This window comes from Streptomyces soli, assembly GCF_003999195.1.
GTDB lineage: Bacteria > Actinomycetota > Actinomycetes > Streptomycetales > Streptomycetaceae > Actinacidiphila > Actinacidiphila soli.
The window spans coordinates 12,449-28,163 of sequence record NZ_RJVR01000307.1; the positions used below are offsets into that span (position 1 = coordinate 12,449).

A 15,715-nucleotide genomic window follows, 5' to 3' on the forward strand; every position below is an offset into this window, starting at 1 on the left:
TCATGACTGCACCGACAGAGCGCATCGTCATCGAGAACTGTTCGATCGCGACGGTCGACGCCAACGACACCGAGTACGCGACCGGACATGTGGTCGTCGCCGGCAACCGCATCGAGTCGGTGGGCGCCGGCCCGGCCCCGGCGGGACTCGAGGGCGTCGTACGAAGGGTCGACGGCACCGGGCATCTGCTGACCCCCGGCCTGATCAACACCCACCACCACTTCTACCAGTGGATCACCCGGGGCCTGGCCACCGACCACAACCTCTTCAACTGGCTGGTCATCCTCTACCCGACCTGGGCGCGCATCGACGAGCAGATGACCTACGCCGCCGCGCAGGGCTCCCTCGGCATGATGGCCCGCGGCGGCGTCACCACCGCCATGGACCACCACTACGTCTTCCCGCAGGGCACGGGCGACCTGTCCGGGTCCATCATCCGCGCCGCAGCCGAGATGGGCGTACGTTTCACCCTCGCCCGGGGCTCCATGGACCGCGGCACCTCGGACGGCGGTCTGCCGCCGGACTTCGCCGTCGAGACGCTGGAGGGCGCGCTCGCCGCTACCGAGGCGACGATCGACCAGCACCACGACGCCTCCTTCGACTCCATGACCCAGATCGCGGTCGCCCCCTGCTCGCCGTTCTCCGTCTCCACCGAACTGATGAGGCAGGGCGCGGAGCTGGCGCGCAGGAAGGGCGTACGCCTGCACACCCACGGCAGCGAGACCATGGAGGAGGAGCAGTTCTGCAAGGAGCTGTTCGGCATGGGCCCGACCGACTACTTCGAGTCGACCGGGTGGCTCGGTGAGGACGTGTGGATGGCGCACTGCGTCCACATGAACGACTCCGACATCGCCGCCTTCGCCCGTACGAAGACCGGCGTCGCCCACTGCCCGTCCTCCAACGCCCGCCTCGCCGCCGGCATCGCCCGCGTCCCCGACATGCTCGCCGCCGGCGTCCCTGTCGGCCTCGGCGTCGACGGCACCGCCTCCAACGAGTCCGGCGAACTGCACACCGAACTGCGCAACGCCCTGCTCATCAACCGCCTCGGCGCCCACCGCGAAGCCGCGCTCAACGCCCGCCAGGCGCTGCGCCTGGGGACCTACGGCGGCGCGCAGGTGCTGGGCCGTTCGCAGCAGATCGGCTCCATCGAGCCGGGCAAGCTCGCCGACTTGGTGCTGTGGAAGCTGGACACCATCGCCCACGCCTCCATCGCCGACCCCGTCACGGCGCTGGTCTTCGGCGCCGCGGCCCCGGTCACCCTCTCGCTCGTCAACGGCCGCGCGGTCGTCGAGTCCGGCCGCCTCACCACGGCCGACGAGGACGCCATCGCCCGCTCCACCCGCGCCGAGGCACAGCGCCTCGCCCGGATCGCCGGCCTGGCCTAGCCCTCCCACGTACAGCCGGTCGGGGGAGGGACGGCCCTCCGACCGGTGCTGGTGCCTGCCCTGACGCAGGTTTCGGCAGACGCAGCCCCCGGTCCGAATCCGGGGGCGGCCTCGTATCGGCCGGCAGTACCAGCCGGCCGATACCGCTGCAGCGGCTGAGGACGGTCGGCGTCAGCCGACCAACTGCTCGTACGCGGGCAGCGTGAGGAAGTCGACGTACGTCTCGTCGAGGGCGGTCCTGAGCAGCAGGTCGTGGGCCTGCTGCCATGCGCCGGCCGCGAAGGCGTCGTCGCCCACCTCGGCGCGGATGGCGGCGAGTTCATCGGCAGCGAGGCGGCGGACCAGATCGGCCGTCGCCTTGTCGCCGTTGTCGGCGAAGACGACGCCGGCGTTGATCCACTGCCAGATCTGGGAGCGGGAGATCTCGGCGGTGGCGGCGTCCTCCATGAGGTTGAAGATGGCGACGGCGCCCATGCCGCGCAGCCAGGCCTCGATGTAGCGGATGCCGACCTGGACGGCGTTGCGCAGGCCCTCGTACGTGGGCTTGGCCTCGAGGGAGTCGATGGCGAGCAGCTCGTGGGCCTCGACGTGGACATCCTCGCGGAGCCGGTCCTTCTGGTTGGGCCGGTCGCCGAGGACGGCGTCGAAGGAGGCGCGGGCGATGGGGACGAGGTCGGGGTGGGCGACCCAGGAGCCGTCGAAGCCGTCGGCGGCCTCGCGGTCCTTGTCGGTCTTGACCTTCTCGAAGGCGACCGCGTTGACGTCGGCGTCGCGCCGGGAGGGGATGAAGGCGGCCATGCCACCGATGGCGTGCGCGCCGCGCTTGTGGCACGTACGGACCAGCAGCTCGGTGTAGGCCCGCATGAAGGGGGCGGTCATGGTCACCGCGTTGCGGTCCGGGAGGACGAACTTCTCGCCCGCGTCACGGAAGTTCTTGACGATGGAGAACAGGTAGTCCCAGCGTCCCGCGTTCAACCCGCTGGCGTGGTCGCGGAGTTCGTAGAGGATCTCCTCCATCTCGAAGGCGGCGGTGATCGTCTCGATCAGGACGGTGGCGCGGACGGTGCCCTGCGGCACGCCGATGTAGTCCTGAGCGAAGACGAACACGTCGTTCCACAGCCGCGCTTCGAGGTGCGACTCGGTCTTCGGGAGGTAGAAGTACGGGCCCTTGCCCTTGGCGAGCAGCCGCTTCGCGTTGTGGAAGAAGTACAGGCCGAAGTCGACCAGACCGCCGGGGACAGGCTCGCCGTCGACGGTGAGGTGGCGCTCGTCGAGGTGCCAGCCGCGGGGGCGGGCGACGACGGTGGCGAGCTCGGCGTCGGGACGCAGGGCGTAGGTCTTGCCCTCGGGGGAGGTGAAGTCGATGCGGCGCTCGTAGGCGTCGATGAGGTTGACCTGGCCGCCGATGACGTTCTGCCACGTGGGGGCGGAGGCGTCCTCGAAGTCGGCGAGCCAGATCTTGGCGCCGGAGTTGAGGGCGTTGATGGTCATCTTGCGGTCGGTGGGGCCGGTGATCTCGACGCGGCGGTCGTTGAGCGCGGCCGGGGACTCGGCGACCTGCCAGTCTCCCGCGCGGACATGTGCGGTGTCCGCGAGGAAGTCCAGGGTGCCGGTGCGGGCGATCTCGTCGCGGCGCTCCTTGCGGCGGGTGAGCAATTCGGCCCGGCGCGGTGCGAAGCGGCGGTGGAGCTCGGCGACGAAGGCCAGCGCCTCCGTGGTCAGCACCTCCTCCGATCGTTCGACAGGGGGTGCGGTGTCGGCGACGACGGCTGCCATGAGGCTGACTCTCCTTGCCTGGAGGCCTGGCACTGAGTGCCGAGGTCCGGGGTGTTTCTGCTGCGTGGAGCATAATTTCTGCATTGCGGAAGTTCAATATTTTGTGGCACTGGGTGCACCGGCCTCGCCGGTGGCCCGTAGAAGCCGCAGGTCGTCCGGGGTGTCGATATCGGACGGGTCGGCGACGTCCCCGCACTCGACGAGCGTGATCTCCGGCTCGTGCCGCTTCAGATAAGCGCGTGCCCCCTGGTCGCCCAGCGCATTCGCCGCCACGCCCCGCCAGTGCTCCGCGCCGAGGAGCACCGGATGCCCCCGCTTCCCGTCGTACGCGGCTGCCGCCAGGCTCGCCGGGGACCGGTAGGCGGCCGCCACCCGGGCCACCGCCGCGGCGCCGATACCCGGCTGGTCGACCAGGGCCACGACGACCGCCTGGGCCCCGCCGTCGGTGTCGGTGCCCACCAGGGACTCCAGGCCGGTGCGCAGCGAGGACCCCATTCCCTCGGCCCAGTCCGGGTTGACGGTCACCTTGCAGCCGCTGAGGTCCGCCCGTTCGCGTACGGCCTCGGCCGCCGCGCCCAGCACGATGTGCACGGGCCCGCAGCCGCCCTCGCGCAGGACGCGTGCCGCGTGCTCGACCAGCGGCCGGCCGCCGTACTCCAGGAGCGCCTTGGGCCGGCCGCCGAGGCGCCGGCCGCCCCCGGCCGCCAGCAGAAGCCCGGCGATATGTTCCGTCATGCTCCCTGCATACCAGGGAATGCTGCGGATATGACCGTTCTCATCGCTGTCCGCCACGGCGAGAGCGCCGCCAATGCCGACCCGGCCGTTCTCACGTCCGTCCTTGACGGCCGCCGCGACGACGCCGACATCCCCCTCACCCCGCGCGGACGCGAGCAGTCCGTGCGGCTCGGGCGTGAGCTGCTGGGCCTCGATCCCGTCGAGCGGGTGCTCAGCTCTCCGTACCGGCGGTGCCGCGAGACGGTCCGTATCGCCGCTGCGGAGTTCGCGCGGGCGGGCCGGGCGCTGCCTGCCGTCGAGTACGAGGAGGGGCTGCGCGACCGCGACGTGGTCAGCGGTGAACGGCCGGCCGAAGTGGCGCTGCGGGTGCGGAAGGTACTGGGCGGCCTCGACGAGCGGCGTGTGGTGCTGTTCGTCGTACATGACGCGGTCGTGCTGACGCTGCGTCAACTGGTGGATGGCGTGCCGTCGTACGAGCCGGTGGGGAATGCATCGATTACCCGCCTGACCGTCGCCAACCCGAACTTTGGCCAAGGAAGTTGAAACGGGTTTCGCTCTCTGTATAGCGAGCCGTGCTCTGTGTCGCGTTTACTGTCCTCCCCGCGCTCCGCGAGGGAGCCGGACGGTTGTGCGAACGGCAGGGGGCATGGCTGTGGGGAATATTCTGTGGTGAAGGGCCGGAGCGGCGTGAGTGCTGCGCTTTACGACGGGGGGAGCGTGGACCCCAGAGTCGAGGCGCTGCGCGCCTCCGTGGCCCGGCTCAACCGTGAACTCGCCGGGCACCGGGCGGAGTTACCGGACCGGGGCATCGCCGAACAGGAACTCGTCGTTCTGGCGGCGGAAACGGCCGCCGGCGCCCCGGAGAACGAGCGGCTGCGGCGCTCGCTCCTGGTCATCGCCGGTGCGCTCGGCTCCGTGAGTGCGCTGGGGAGCGCGCTCACCGAGGTCCGCCGCGCGATCGAACTCTTCGGGGGGCCGCCGCTGAGTAACGACTAGGGCCTGTCGGCCGGACAGGTCCTGGGCCTTTCCGGGCCCGGGGAGTCCTCCCCCCGCGTTGGGACGCGGGGGGAGGACTGTCGTAAGGGGCGTCGTAAGGCAGTAGTCAGGCAGTGCCGTTGCTGGCCAGGGCCACCGACAGCTGCCTCGCCACGTCCTGCAGGATGGGCACGATCTTGTCCGTCGCGGCCTCGGTGACCCGGCCGGCCGGGCCGGAGATGGAGATCGCGGCGGCCGTCGGCGAGTCCGGCACGGTCACCGCCAGGCAGCGGACCCCTATCTCCTGCTCGTTGTCGTCGAGGGCGTAGCCCAGCCCGCGGATCCGCTCCAGCTCCGCCAGGAAGGCGTCGGGCTCGGTGATCGTCTTCTCGGTCGCGGCGGGCATCCCGGTGCGGGCGAGCAGCGCCCGCACCTCCTGCGGCGGCACGTGCGCGAGCAGCGCTTTGCCGACGCCCGTCGAGTGCGGCAGGACGCGCCGCCCGACCTCGGTGAACATCCGCATGGAGTGCCGCGAGGGCACCTGTGCGACGTAGACCACCTCGTCGCCGTCGAGCAGCGCCATGTTCGCCGTCTCGCCGGTCGCCTCGACCAGCTCCGCGAGGTAGGGCCGGGCCCAGGTGCCGAGCAGCCGGGCGGCGCTCTCGCCGAGCCGGATGAGGCGCGGGCCGAGGGCGTAGCGGCGGTTGGCCTGCTGGCGTACGTAGCCGCAGTCGACCAGGGTCCGCATCAGGCGGTGGATGGTGGGCAGGGGCAGGCCGCTGCTGGTGGACAGCTCGCTCAGGCCGACCTCGCCGCCGGCGTCGGCCATCCGCTCCAGCAGGTCGAAGGCGCGTTCAAGGGACTGCACGCCCCCGGCGCGGTCTGACGACACATGCGTTCCTTTCCAGGCGGATGGTGGTAAGCGGGCAGCCTATCGGCCGCCGCGACGCGTGCTCCGCGATCTCCGCTGGGTGCTCTGCTGTAGGTACCTACGGCAGGTGTTGCGAAAATCGTATTTCGCCTGGTGGAATCAGCCAAGTGGCCTTGACGGGGTATCGCACCCCACGGAAAATTCAACAGAACGTTGAAGAGAGGGAGGCCGCGCATGCCCGACGCAGTCGACACCGTCCTGCGCTCGACCCGGGTGATCACGCCGGAGGGGACCCGCCCGGCGGCGGTCGCGGTCACCGGCGGCAGGATCAGCGCCGTATGGCCGTACGAGACCGAGGTCCCGGCCGGCGCGCGGCTCGTGGAGCTCGGTGACGACGCGCTGCTGCCCGGCCTGGTCGACACCCACGTCCATATCAACGACCCGGGCCGCACCGAGTGGGAGGGCTTCGAGACCGCCACCCGTGCGGCGGCGGCCGGCGGCGTCACGACGCTGATCGACATGCCGCTCAACAGCATTCCGCCGACCACCACCACCGAGCACCTGGACATCAAGCGGGACACCGCACGCAGCAAGGTCCACATCGACGTCGGCTTCTGGGGCGGGGCGGTGCCCGGCAACGTCAAGGACCTGAAACCGCTGCACGACGCCGGGGTCTTCGGCTTCAAGTGCTTCCTGCTGCACTCCGGTGTGGACGAGTTCCCGCAGCTCCGCCCCGGTGAGTTGGAGGAGGCGATGACGGAGATCGCCCGCTTCGACGGCCTGCTCATCGTGCACGCCGAGGACCCGCACCTCATCGACGGCGCGCCCCAGCCCGAGGGCCGCAAATACGCCGACTTCCTCGCCTCCCGCCCCCGGGACGCCGAGAACACCGCCATCGACGGGCTGATCGCGCTCGCCAAGCGGCTGGACTGCAGGGTGCACGTACTGCACCTGTCCTCCGCCGAGGCGCTGCCGCTGGTCGCCGCCGCCAAGCGCGAGGGCGTACGGCTCACGGTGGAGAGCTGCCCGCACTACCTGACGCTCACGGCGGAGGAGGTTCCGGACGGCGCGACGGAGTTCAAGTGCTGCCCGCCGATCCGTGAGGCCGTCAACCAGGACGCGCTGTGGCAGGGGCTGATCGACGGCACGATCGACTGCGTGGTCTCCGACCACTCGCCGTCCACCGCCGACCTCAAGCACTTCGACACCGGCGACTTCGGTCAGGCCTGGGGCGGCATCTCCTCCCTCCAGCTCGGCCTGCCGGCCATCTGGACCGCGGCCCGCCGCCGCGGCCGCACCCTGGACGACGTGGTGCGCTGGATGGCCCAGGCCCCGGCCGCCCTCGCCGGCCTCACAGGCACCAAGGGCGCCATCGCGCCCGGGTATGACGCCGACTTCGCCGTCCTCGCCCCCGACGAGACCTTCACCGTGGACCCCGCCGAGCTTCACCACCGCAACCGGGTCACCGCCTACGCGGGCCGCACCCTGCAGGGCGTCGTACGCGCCACCTGGCTGCGCGGGCAGCAGATCGCCGACCACGGCACACCGACCTACCCCTCCGGCCAGTTGATCGAAAGGGAGACCAGGTGATCCAGATCGCCCGCTTCACCGGCGACGCCCAGCCCTACCCCGGAGGGGACCCGTACGCGGACTACCGCAGCGCGGAACTTCCCTTCACCGACCTCGTGGACCTCGCCGACCGGCGCCTCGGTGCCGGCGTCATCGCGGCCAACGACGAGTTCTTCGCCGAGCGCGAGAATCTGCTCGTGCCTGAGCGGGCCGAGTTCCGGCCGGAGTACTTCGGCCACAAGGGCCAGATCATGGACGGCTGGGAGACCCGCCGCCGCCGGGGCACCGACAGCGACACCCCGCACCCGGTCGACGCCGACCACGACTGGGCCCTGGTCCGGCTCGCCGCGCCCGGCGTCATCCGGGGCATCGTCATCGACACCGCCCACTTCCGGGGCAACTACCCGCAGCAGGTCGCCGTCGAGGCCACGTCGGCGCCGCTGTCCGCCTCTCCGGAGGAAGTGGCCGGCACCGACTGGACCGAGATCGTGCCCCGTACGGCCATCGGCGGCCACGCCGCCAACGGCTTCGAGGTCACCACTGCCCGCCGCTTCACCCACCTGCGCCTCAAGCAGTTCCCGGACGGTGGCATCGCCCGGCTGCGCGTACACGGCGAGGTCGTGCCCGACCCGGCCTGGCTGGCCGCGCTCGGCACCTTCGACCTCGTCGCGCTGGAGAACGGCGGCGCGGCGGAGGACGTGTCCGACCGCTTCTACTCCTCGCCGGCCAATCCGATTCTGCCGGGCAAGTCCCGTCGGATGGGCGACGGCTGGGAGACCCGCCGCCGCCGCGACAAGGGCAACGACTGGGTCCGCTACCGCCTCGCCGAGCAGGGCGTGATCCGCGCGGTCGAGATCGACACCGGTTACTACAAGGGCAACGCCGCGGGCTGGGTCGCCCTCTCCGGCCGCGACGGCGCGACCGGTGACTGGTTCGAGATTCTGCCCCGCACCCGCCTCCAGCCCGACACCGTCCACCGCTTCCTCGTCGACGCCTCCGCCGTCACCCACATCCGCATCGACACCTTCCCCGACGGCGGCATCGCCCGCCTCCGCCTCCACGGCTCCCTCACCCCCGCCGGCGCCGCCCGCCTCGCCGCCCGCTGGGAGGAACTGGCCTAGGCCTCACTCCGTACGGGCTGCCCGCCCGTACCGGCGCTCGAAGCGCTCCACACGGCCCGCGGTGTCCATCACGCGGGTCGTGCCGGTGTAGAAGGGATGGCTCGCAGAGGAGATCTCGACATCGACGACGGGGTAGGTGCTGCCGTCCTCCCACTCGACCGTCTTGTCGTTGGTCATGGTCGAGCGCGTGAGGAAGGAGAAGTTCCCGGCGCGGTCGCGAAAAACGACGGGCCGGTAGGCGGGGTGGATGTCAGGTTTCATGCCGATCACCATAGCGTAATGAAAGTCGTTTCCATGTAGGGTGAGGGCTCCCCGAGCGAAGGAGCCAGCCGTGGCCGTGCCCAAGCGCAAGATGTCGCGCAGCAACACCCGCCACCGCCGCGCCCAGTGGAAGGCCGCGGTGCCGGACCTCGTACCGGTCTTCTTCGACGGCACCGAACACCGCGTGCCGCGGCACCTGGTGCGGGCGTACGAGCGCGGGCTGATCGCGCCCCGCGGGTGAGCGGAACCGAATCCTCCCCGTCGGTCGTTGGAGCGGCATGACCCTGAAGCAACAAATCGTCGGCACTGCCATGCAGATGGCCGTGTGCACCCTGGAGCCCGGCCAGACCGTCTACTGCGAGGCCGGGAAGTTCCTGTTCAAGACATCGAACGTGACGATGGACACCCGGCTGGGCAGTGGCGGGTCCGGCGGCCAGCAGGGCCAGGGCGGCGGCGGTTCGGGTGGCGGCATGGGTGGCATGCTGCGGCAGGCGATGGGCACCGCGATGCAGGTCGGCCAGCGGGTGCTGGCGGGAGAGAGCATCGCCTTCCAGTACTTCACGTCCACCGGCGGCGAGGGCACCGTCGGCTTCGCGGGCGTACTGCCCGGCGAGATGCGGGCCCTGGAGCTGGACGGGTCGCGGGCCTGGTTCGCGGAGAAGGACGCCTTCGTCGCCGCCGAGTCGACCGTCGACTTCGGCATTGCCTTTCAGGGCGGCCGGCAGGGCATGAGCGGCGGCGAGGGCTTCATCCTCGAGAAGTTCACCGGCCGCGGCACCGTCATCATCGCCGGCGCCGGCAACTTCATCGACCTCAACCCCGCCGACTTCGGCGGCCGCATCGAGGTCGACACCGGCTGCATCGTCGCCTTCGAGGAGGGCATCCAGTACGGAGTCCAGCGCATCGGCGGCCTCAACCGCCAGGGCCTCATGAACGCCGTCTTCGGCGGCGAGGGCCTGTCGCTGGCCACCCTGGAGGGCAACGGCCGCGTCATTCTCCAGTCCATGACGATCGAGGGACTCGCCAACGCCCTCAAGAAGGCCCAGGGCGGCGACAAGCAGGGCCCCACCGGCGGGCTGTTCTCCACCCACGCCGGCTGACCGGAGCGTATGGCCTTGCCCCCGCCGCTCCTGCACTCGGCACCATGAAGGGACTGCTGCTGCGGCTCTCGGCGCTCGACGCCGACGCGGCCGCCGCGCTGCGGGTGATCGCCCACTTCGAGGTGCTGCTGACCGGCCGCCTCGACGCGGAGTCCCTCGTACGGTCCACGGCGGGCCTCGCCGAGTGCCCCGCCGGACTCGAGCTGGACGGCCGGACCGTGAGGTTCGGCCCGTCCGCCGCCTTCTGCCGCACCGACACTCTCCGCCAGGCCGCCGCCGAGCTCCACCTCCACCACAGCACCGTCGCCGTCCGCCTCGCCCAGGTCGAATCCGCCCTCGGCTGGCACCTCACCGACCCCCGCGACCGCTTCCGCGCCCAGCTCGCGCTGCATGCCATGCGGCTTGCCGCGTGGCGGCTGGGGCCGCCTGTGCGGGGGCGCGGTGCGGCCTGCGCCGGGGCGCGTTCGGTTCGTCTTTGGGTCGGGGGGTGGGGGCGGGGTGGGTCCTATGAGACAGCGCTGCAGTCGATTTGTGGCCGGCGCCGCGTGGTCGCCCGCCCTGTTCCTCGCCAGCTCGGAACTGGGCGTTCTGCGTAGCCTTGGCGTCTCTACGGACCCACCCCGCCCCACCCCCTCCCCGCCGTATGGCGGCCAACGGCCCGTGGGGTTTTCTCCTGTCCCTCCTACCGGAGGGCTCGGGCCAGCACGGCCAGCGCTTCGGCGCTTTCGCGTTGGGAGACTTCGGCGTGCGGGATCATGCTGGAGCCGTGGAAGGTGCCGGGGAAGAGGTGGAGTTCGACGGTGACGCCGGCGGAGAGGAGGGCGCGGGCGTAGTCGATGCCTTCGTCGCGGAGGGGGTCGAACTGCATGACGGAGATGTACGCGGGGGGCAGGCCGGCGAGGTCTGTTGCGGTGGCGCGGGCGGGGGCGGCGTAGAGGGGGACGTCGGGGGTGCCGGGCATGCCGGCGCCCAGGTAGGCGTCCCAGCTGATGACGGCGTTGGGGCGGTTCCAGAGCGGGGTGTCGGTGAAGGCCTGCATGCTCGGGGTGTCCAGGCGGTCGTCGAGCTCGGGGACGGCGAGGTACTGGAAGTGGATCGCGGGGCCGCCCCGGTCGCGGGCGAGGAGGGCGAGGCCGGCCGCGAGGCCGCCGCCGGCGCTGCTGCCGAAGAGGGCGATGCGGTCGGGATCGATGCCCAGGTCGGTCGCGTTCTTGGCCGCCCAGGACAGACCCGCGTAGCAGTCCTCGAGACCGGCCGGGTAGGGGTGCTCAGGGGCCAGCCGGTAATCGACCGAGAAGACGGCCGCCCGCAACTCGCGGCTGAGCAGCAGATTGTGGCCGTGGCCGATGTCGGGGGCGCCCATCATGAAGCCGCCGCCGTGGATGTCGTAGACCAGCGGGAGCGGTCCGGCGACGCCCTGCGGGCGGTAGGTGCGCAGCACCACGTCGGGTGCGCCATCGGGCCCCGGGACGTGGATCTCGTCCACGTCGACGCCGGTGGTGTCCATGCCGGCATTGAGGGCGGCAACGATCGCTTCCATCTCGGCCCTGGCTCCGGCGAGGTCGGAGACATCGGCGTTGGGCATCATCGCCAGGGCCGGGATCAGCTCGGGATCGAGCGGGTAGGTCGTCATGGCGTCCCTCCGATACGGACGCTCCGTCGCGTCCTTGCCGTAACGGTGCCACGACGCATCCGCGCAGGTCACCCGACGGGCGTCGGGGAATGCGCCGTCCCCGCCCGACAGCCGTGCGGGCGCCGGGCGGGGAGGGGCGTAGGTCACTTCAGGTCGGAGTGGACCGCACGGGCGACGCGCTCGATGGTGGCGATGCCGTAGTCCATGGACTTGTCGTCGTGGGAGAGGACGACGATTCCGTAGTCGTGGCCGTTGCCGGTGAAGGCGCCGATGCTGTGCACCCGCCACTTGTGGGTGGTCCGGGAGAGCCAGCCGTTCTTCACGTGGACCGTGGCGTTGCTGGGGGCGCCGGCCGGGACGCCCCAGCGCTGGCTGGAGACGACCTTGTTCATCAGGCCCAGCTCGTAGGTGCGCGAGCCCTTGGTCAGTACGGAATTCGAGGACGTCAGCAGCTTGAGGAGCTTGACCTCGTCGTCGGCGGTGATCTGGGTGAGGCCCCAGTAGCCGTTCGACCCGGGCGTGGTGTGGGTCATCTTCGCCAGGTCGAGGAAGTGCTGGACGCCCTTGACCTTGACCTGATTCCACAGGGTGGTGGTGGCGTCGTTGTCCGACTTCGTGATCATGGCCGTGGCCAGCGTCTTCTCACGCGTGGTCAGTACGCGGCCCGCCTCCTGGGCCTGGCGGAGCAGCGCGCCGAGCACTGTCGCCTTCACCACGCTCGCGGAGTCGTACGCAGCGCCCGAGCGGTAGGTGCAGGAGGTGCCGGTGGTCCGGTCGTACAGGGCGACCGACACGGTGCTGCTGCGGCCCTTGAGCGCCGCCGTGATGTCGGCTTTCAGCTCCTTGGCCAACCCGGCCTTCGTCGAGGTACACGCCACCGTGGGGGTGGCCGCGTCCGCGGGGACCGCCGCCGCGACCACGGCGAGCAGTGAGCCGGCGGCGGTGGCCGCCAGCACAGAGGGTATTCGCATCAAGGAGCCATCCCGTTCAGTCATGTCTTGGCCAATGCCTATGAACGGGACACTTCAGCAGAGAAATTGGTTGTCCGGCTAGACCGGCCGGCCCCGGTCTTCGTCACATGTGACGTGCGTCAGGAAAAAGGTCGTACGGAGGGCTCCACGGCCGCTTGCTGCGGGAGGTCTGACGGTTTGGTATGAACGGCGCATGGAGACGGAAAACGATGTCGCGACCGACATACGGGCGCTGGTCGCCGACCTGCTGCCGGTGCTGGCGCCGCACGCCATGCTGGACGCCGACAGTGGACGGCTGGTGCTGCCGGTTGGTGACGCCCACGCCGACATCTCGCTGGACGCGATCACGGCGGCCTGCGCCGCTCTGCCGCAGCAGGCGTGGCCGGGGCGAGTGGAGGCCTGGCTCGCCGCCAAGGCGGCCCAGGTCACGGCGGCCCTGGCGGAGCGCGACCGGCTCGGCCCGCTGGAGGAACGGCTGCGCGTCCAGGTCACCCCGAGGCTGCCCGAGGCCGAGCGGCAGCAGCTGATGTGCACCCCGTACGAGGACCTGCTCGACATCGTCATCATGCTCGACGGCCGCGGCCGCCTCACTCGCGAGCGCGCCGACCAGCTCGTCATCCACGACCCCGGCAGCCACGCCCTCGCCAACACCCTGCGCGACGAACTGCCGTCCTTCACCGTCACCGACGACGACCATCAGGTCAGGAGCATCAGCAAGCCCGGCAGCCCGTACGTCACCAGCGCCCTGCCGGCCCTGGAGCGGTTCCTGCCCGGCCCGTGCCCGTACGGGGTGCTGGTGGCGCTGCCCCGCTTCAGCGAGGTGCTGCTCAGCCCGGTCCGGCCCGGGGAAGTCGACGGGGCGGCCCGCGCGCTCCTGGAACGCGCCCGCGTCGGCTTCTGTACTGCTGACGACCCGTGCGACGACCGGTTGTTCTGGTGGGCGAACGAGAGCCTGTACGCCGTCGACTTCGGCCGCTTCACCGGCCGCGTGAAGGTGCCCGGCCCGCTGCGTGCGCTGCTCAGCCGGCCGCGTCGGCCCGCAGGTGAACACGCGTAGAATTATTGATGTGGACATGTAAATGGCTGATTATGGTGGCCTCTGCTCCGGGTCGCCAACGCCGGGCTCGTCCACGCGCGGCGCGCGCCGCATCGTGACCGGCCAGGCGACGGACGAGGACTACTACACGTCCGACCACTACGCGACGTTCGACCTGATCGACTTCACCTGCTGAGCCCAGTTCCTCCCGCCTCCGGGGCGCGGCCGCCGTCCACGGCGGTCGCGCCCTTCCTGCCAGGTGCCGAACCTATGCCGCCGATCGAATGGCGCATCATGCTCGGCCATATCATCGGTCCGCGACGCTTGCGGATCCAACGACTCTGGCGAGTTCGCGAGTTCGCCCTGCTTGATGCGCTCGAAGAGGTCATTGACCTCGGCTTCGCTATAGCGCACACGGCTGCCATTCCTTCGATGACCTGGTTGAGCCTCGGCCGCGTTGCCTCATGGTCCGCCGTCCGTACGGCTGTGAGGGCTGCGGCAACACCTGACCGGCCGGGCACGCGGTTCGTCGTCTGGCGGGCGAGGTGACAACGAGGATCGAGACGATCCTCGCCGTGATCGCAGTGGGGCAACCCGTGGTGCCTGCTGCTCACGCCGAAGGAGCTCCGGGGGGAGTCCCCGGCTTCGCGCGCGGCTGACGTGACGGCGCCCCGTCCCGCTGGGCGCGTCAGTGTGGCGCATGGCATGCAGCCAGTTGCGTACGTAACGGGACAAGATGACCAGGCAAAATTACCTAATCTTTGTTCTTGTGGGTTCATATCATTCCTTATTGTGACTTAGGTCACGCCAAGGTAGGGCATCGCTGCGGAAGGTACCGAAGTGGCGGCGCAGTACGGAGCGCCGTCCCCCGTGGCCACCGAGACGGGTGTGCCCGCAGCGGAAAACAAGAACACCGAGACGGCCTGGGCGGCCCGCTGCTCATCCAGGACCAGCACCTTTTCGAGAGCTCGCCCGCGTCAGCCGCGGGCGGGTGGGCCACGCCCGCGCACCGCCGCCCAGGGCATCACCGTGACGCCTTCCCGCACTTCTCCGCGGCGCGGTCGGCCCGGGCATCGTTCACGACACGGACAGAGCAACACCACGCACATCGCCGGTCTCGTACGAGGAGGGAAATACATGAGTGACAACATGGCGTCCACCCCCGAGGACGGGTGGAGCGGTGAAGGGTGTCCGGCGGGTTTCTTTGCGCGGCGGTCGTTCCTTCAGGGTTCGCTCGCCGCCGGTCTCGCGGGTGCGGCGGCCGGGAAGCTGCTGGGCAGCGATACGGCCCAGGCCGCCGCGCTGAGCGACGGCAAGAAGGGCACCAAGGCGGTACCGTTCCACGGCTACCACCAGGCAGGCATCACCACTCCTCCACAGCCGAGCGGGACCTTCATATCCTTCGACGTCACCGCCAAAAACCGCAAGGCACTGGCGGAATTGTTCCGCACGCTGACCGAGCGTGCCCGCTTCCTCACTGCGGGCGGCACGCCGCCGAGGACGCCCCCGAATTCACCGCCATCGGACGACAGCATCCTGGGACCCGAGGTCGTGCCGGACAATCTGACCATCACCGTCGGCGTCGGCGCGAGCCTCTTCGACGGCCGCTACGGATTGGGCCCGAACAAGCCTGCCCAGCTCGTCACTATGAAGCCCTTCGCCCACGACGACCTGGACCCCGCGATGTCCCAGGGCGACATGCTGGTACAGATCTGCGCTGATCACCGCGACACGACGGTGCACGCAACGCTCGATATCCTCGCCCACACGAGCGGCTCGATGAAGGAGCGCTGGCGCATCGAGTGCCAGCGCAACCCGCCGCGCCCCAGCGGCACCCCGCGGGACTGGTTCGGCTTCAAAGACGGCATCAGCAACCCGACCAGCTCCCAGATGAACCAGATCGTCTGGACGCAGCCGCACACCACCGAGCCTGCCTGGGCGGCGGGCGGTACCTACCAGGCACTGCGGATCGTCCATTTCAAGATCGAAAAGTGGCAGAAGTTGCCCCTTGACCAGCAGGAGCGGGTCTTCGGCCGCCGCAAGGCCACCGGCGCCCCCATGTACGCCTCGGGCCCGAACGCCTCGCAGAACTTTGACCCCATTTACACCAACGACCCGCAGGGACTGATCACCCCGCTGAACTCGCATATCCGCCTCGCCAACCCCCAGACCCCGCAGACCGCGGCGACCAGCACCATCCTGCGCCGCAGCTACGACTACGACCGCAGCATCAACGTGCAGGGGGGCCTGGACCTGGGACACGCGTTCTGCTGCTTCCAACG

Annotated in this window: 17 protein-coding genes and 1 pseudogene; 12 read left to right on the forward strand and 6 right to left on the reverse strand. The window is 70.3% G+C overall.

What is annotated here, in order from left to right; genetic code table 11:
• The first annotated feature begins 2 nt into the window (after positions 1 to 2).
• Positions 3 to 1,385: an 8-oxoguanine deaminase gene (locus EFK10_RS34860; protein ID WP_127359642.1), complete on the forward strand. Its 1,383-nt coding sequence runs from the start codon at positions 3 to 5 to the stop codon at positions 1,383 to 1,385.
• A gap of 171 nt (positions 1,386 to 1,556) precedes the next feature.
• Here EFK10_RS34860 and aceB read toward each other — a convergent pair whose 3' ends face one another.
• Positions 1,557 to 3,161, reverse strand: coding sequence for a malate synthase A (gene aceB, locus EFK10_RS34865; RefSeq protein WP_127359643.1), 1,605 nt, complete (start codon positions 3,159 to 3,161; stop codon positions 1,557 to 1,559).
• 93 nt (positions 3,162 to 3,254) lie between these two features.
• Positions 3,255 to 3,896, reverse strand: a complete 642-nt coding sequence (locus tag EFK10_RS34870; protein WP_206305714.1) for a nucleotidyltransferase family protein — start codon at positions 3,894 to 3,896, stop codon at positions 3,255 to 3,257.
• Positions 3,897 to 3,926: 30 nt separating this feature from the next.
• Between EFK10_RS34870 and EFK10_RS34875 the strand changes: the two genes are divergently transcribed.
• Both EFK10_RS34875 and EFK10_RS34880 read left to right on the forward strand, forming a co-directional pair.
• On the forward strand, positions 3,927 to 4,439 hold the full coding sequence (locus tag EFK10_RS34875) for a histidine phosphatase family protein (protein WP_164836273.1): 513 nt from the start codon (positions 3,927 to 3,929) through the stop codon (positions 4,437 to 4,439).
• A gap of 144 nt (positions 4,440 to 4,583) precedes the next feature.
• Complete coding sequence (locus EFK10_RS34880; protein ID WP_127359645.1) at positions 4,584 to 4,892, forward strand: DUF5955 family protein; 309 nt, start codon at positions 4,584 to 4,586, stop codon at positions 4,890 to 4,892.
• A gap of 106 nt (positions 4,893 to 4,998) precedes the next feature.
• On the opposite strand, the gene EFK10_RS34885 is transcribed toward EFK10_RS34880, so the two are convergent.
• Positions 4,999 to 5,763, reverse strand: a complete 765-nt coding sequence (locus EFK10_RS34885) for an IclR family transcriptional regulator (RefSeq protein WP_127359646.1) — start codon at positions 5,761 to 5,763, stop codon at positions 4,999 to 5,001.
• A 213-nt stretch (positions 5,764 to 5,976) separates the two neighbouring features.
• On the opposite strand from EFK10_RS34885, the gene allB reads away from it, so the two are divergent.
• Both allB and alc read left to right on the forward strand, forming a co-directional pair.
• A complete protein-coding gene (gene allB, locus EFK10_RS34890) occupies positions 5,977 to 7,332 on the forward strand; it encodes an allantoinase AllB (protein ID WP_127359647.1) in 1,356 nt (451 codons plus the stop codon).
• Entirely contained in the window at positions 7,329 to 8,432 is a 1,104-nt protein-coding gene (gene alc / locus EFK10_RS34895) for an allantoicase (protein WP_127359648.1), read from the forward strand. The genes allB and alc overlap by 4 nt, the downstream gene beginning before the upstream one ends.
• Positions 8,433 to 8,435: 3 nt before the next feature.
• Here alc and EFK10_RS34900 read toward each other — a convergent pair whose 3' ends face one another.
• The gene (locus EFK10_RS34900; protein ID WP_127359649.1) at positions 8,436 to 8,693 is read right to left on the reverse strand and encodes a type B 50S ribosomal protein L31; all 258 of its coding nucleotides are present in this window, start codon (positions 8,691 to 8,693) and stop codon (positions 8,436 to 8,438) included.
• A gap of 70 nt (positions 8,694 to 8,763) precedes the next feature.
• Here EFK10_RS34900 and rpmF point away from each other — a divergent pair, with 70 nt between their 5' ends.
• The 3 genes from rpmF to EFK10_RS34915 are packed head-to-tail and all read left to right on the forward strand — an operon-like array spanning position 8,764 to position 10,389.
• Positions 8,764 to 8,934: a 50S ribosomal protein L32 gene (gene rpmF / locus EFK10_RS34905; RefSeq protein ID WP_127359650.1), complete on the forward strand. Its 171-nt coding sequence runs from the start codon at positions 8,764 to 8,766 to the stop codon at positions 8,932 to 8,934.
• 37 nt (positions 8,935 to 8,971) lie between these two features.
• Positions 8,972 to 9,793, forward strand: coding sequence for an AIM24 family protein (locus EFK10_RS34910; protein ID WP_127359651.1), 822 nt, complete (start codon positions 8,972 to 8,974; stop codon positions 9,791 to 9,793).
• Between the two features lie 44 nt (positions 9,794 to 9,837).
• On the forward strand, positions 9,838 to 10,389 hold the full coding sequence (locus EFK10_RS34915; RefSeq protein WP_127359652.1) for a helix-turn-helix domain-containing protein: 552 nt from the start codon (positions 9,838 to 9,840) through the stop codon (positions 10,387 to 10,389).
• A gap of 86 nt (positions 10,390 to 10,475) precedes the next feature.
• On the opposite strand, the gene EFK10_RS34920 is transcribed toward EFK10_RS34915, so the two are convergent.
• Together EFK10_RS34920 and EFK10_RS34925 are read right to left on the reverse strand one after the other, a co-directional pair.
• The gene (locus tag EFK10_RS34920) at positions 10,476 to 11,426 is read right to left on the reverse strand and encodes an alpha/beta hydrolase (RefSeq protein ID WP_127359653.1); all 951 of its coding nucleotides are present in this window, start codon (positions 11,424 to 11,426) and stop codon (positions 10,476 to 10,478) included.
• Between the two features lie 143 nt (positions 11,427 to 11,569).
• The gene (locus EFK10_RS34925; protein ID WP_127359654.1) at positions 11,570 to 12,397 is read right to left on the reverse strand and encodes a serine hydrolase; all 828 of its coding nucleotides are present in this window, start codon (positions 12,395 to 12,397) and stop codon (positions 11,570 to 11,572) included.
• A 193-nt stretch (positions 12,398 to 12,590) separates the two neighbouring features.
• Here EFK10_RS34925 and EFK10_RS34930 point away from each other — a divergent pair, with 193 nt between their 5' ends.
• From EFK10_RS34930 to EFK10_RS34945, 4 genes and pseudogenes are all read left to right on the forward strand, one after another.
• On the forward strand, positions 12,591 to 13,454 hold the full coding sequence (locus tag EFK10_RS34930; RefSeq protein ID WP_127359655.1) for a hypothetical protein: 864 nt from the start codon (positions 12,591 to 12,593) through the stop codon (positions 13,452 to 13,454).
• A 58-nt stretch (positions 13,455 to 13,512) separates the two neighbouring features.
• Positions 13,513 to 13,629: pseudogene (locus EFK10_RS34935) on the forward strand (ribonuclease domain-containing protein); the annotation flags it as partial.
• Between the two features lie 74 nt (positions 13,630 to 13,703).
• Entirely contained in the window at positions 13,704 to 13,982 is a 279-nt protein-coding gene (locus EFK10_RS34940) for a hypothetical protein (protein WP_127359656.1), read from the forward strand.
• Positions 13,983 to 14,570: 588 nt separating this feature from the next.
• Positions 14,571 to 15,715 (forward strand): Dyp-type peroxidase (locus EFK10_RS34945; protein ID WP_127359657.1); only part of this gene is annotated, 1,145 nt, incomplete at its 3' end.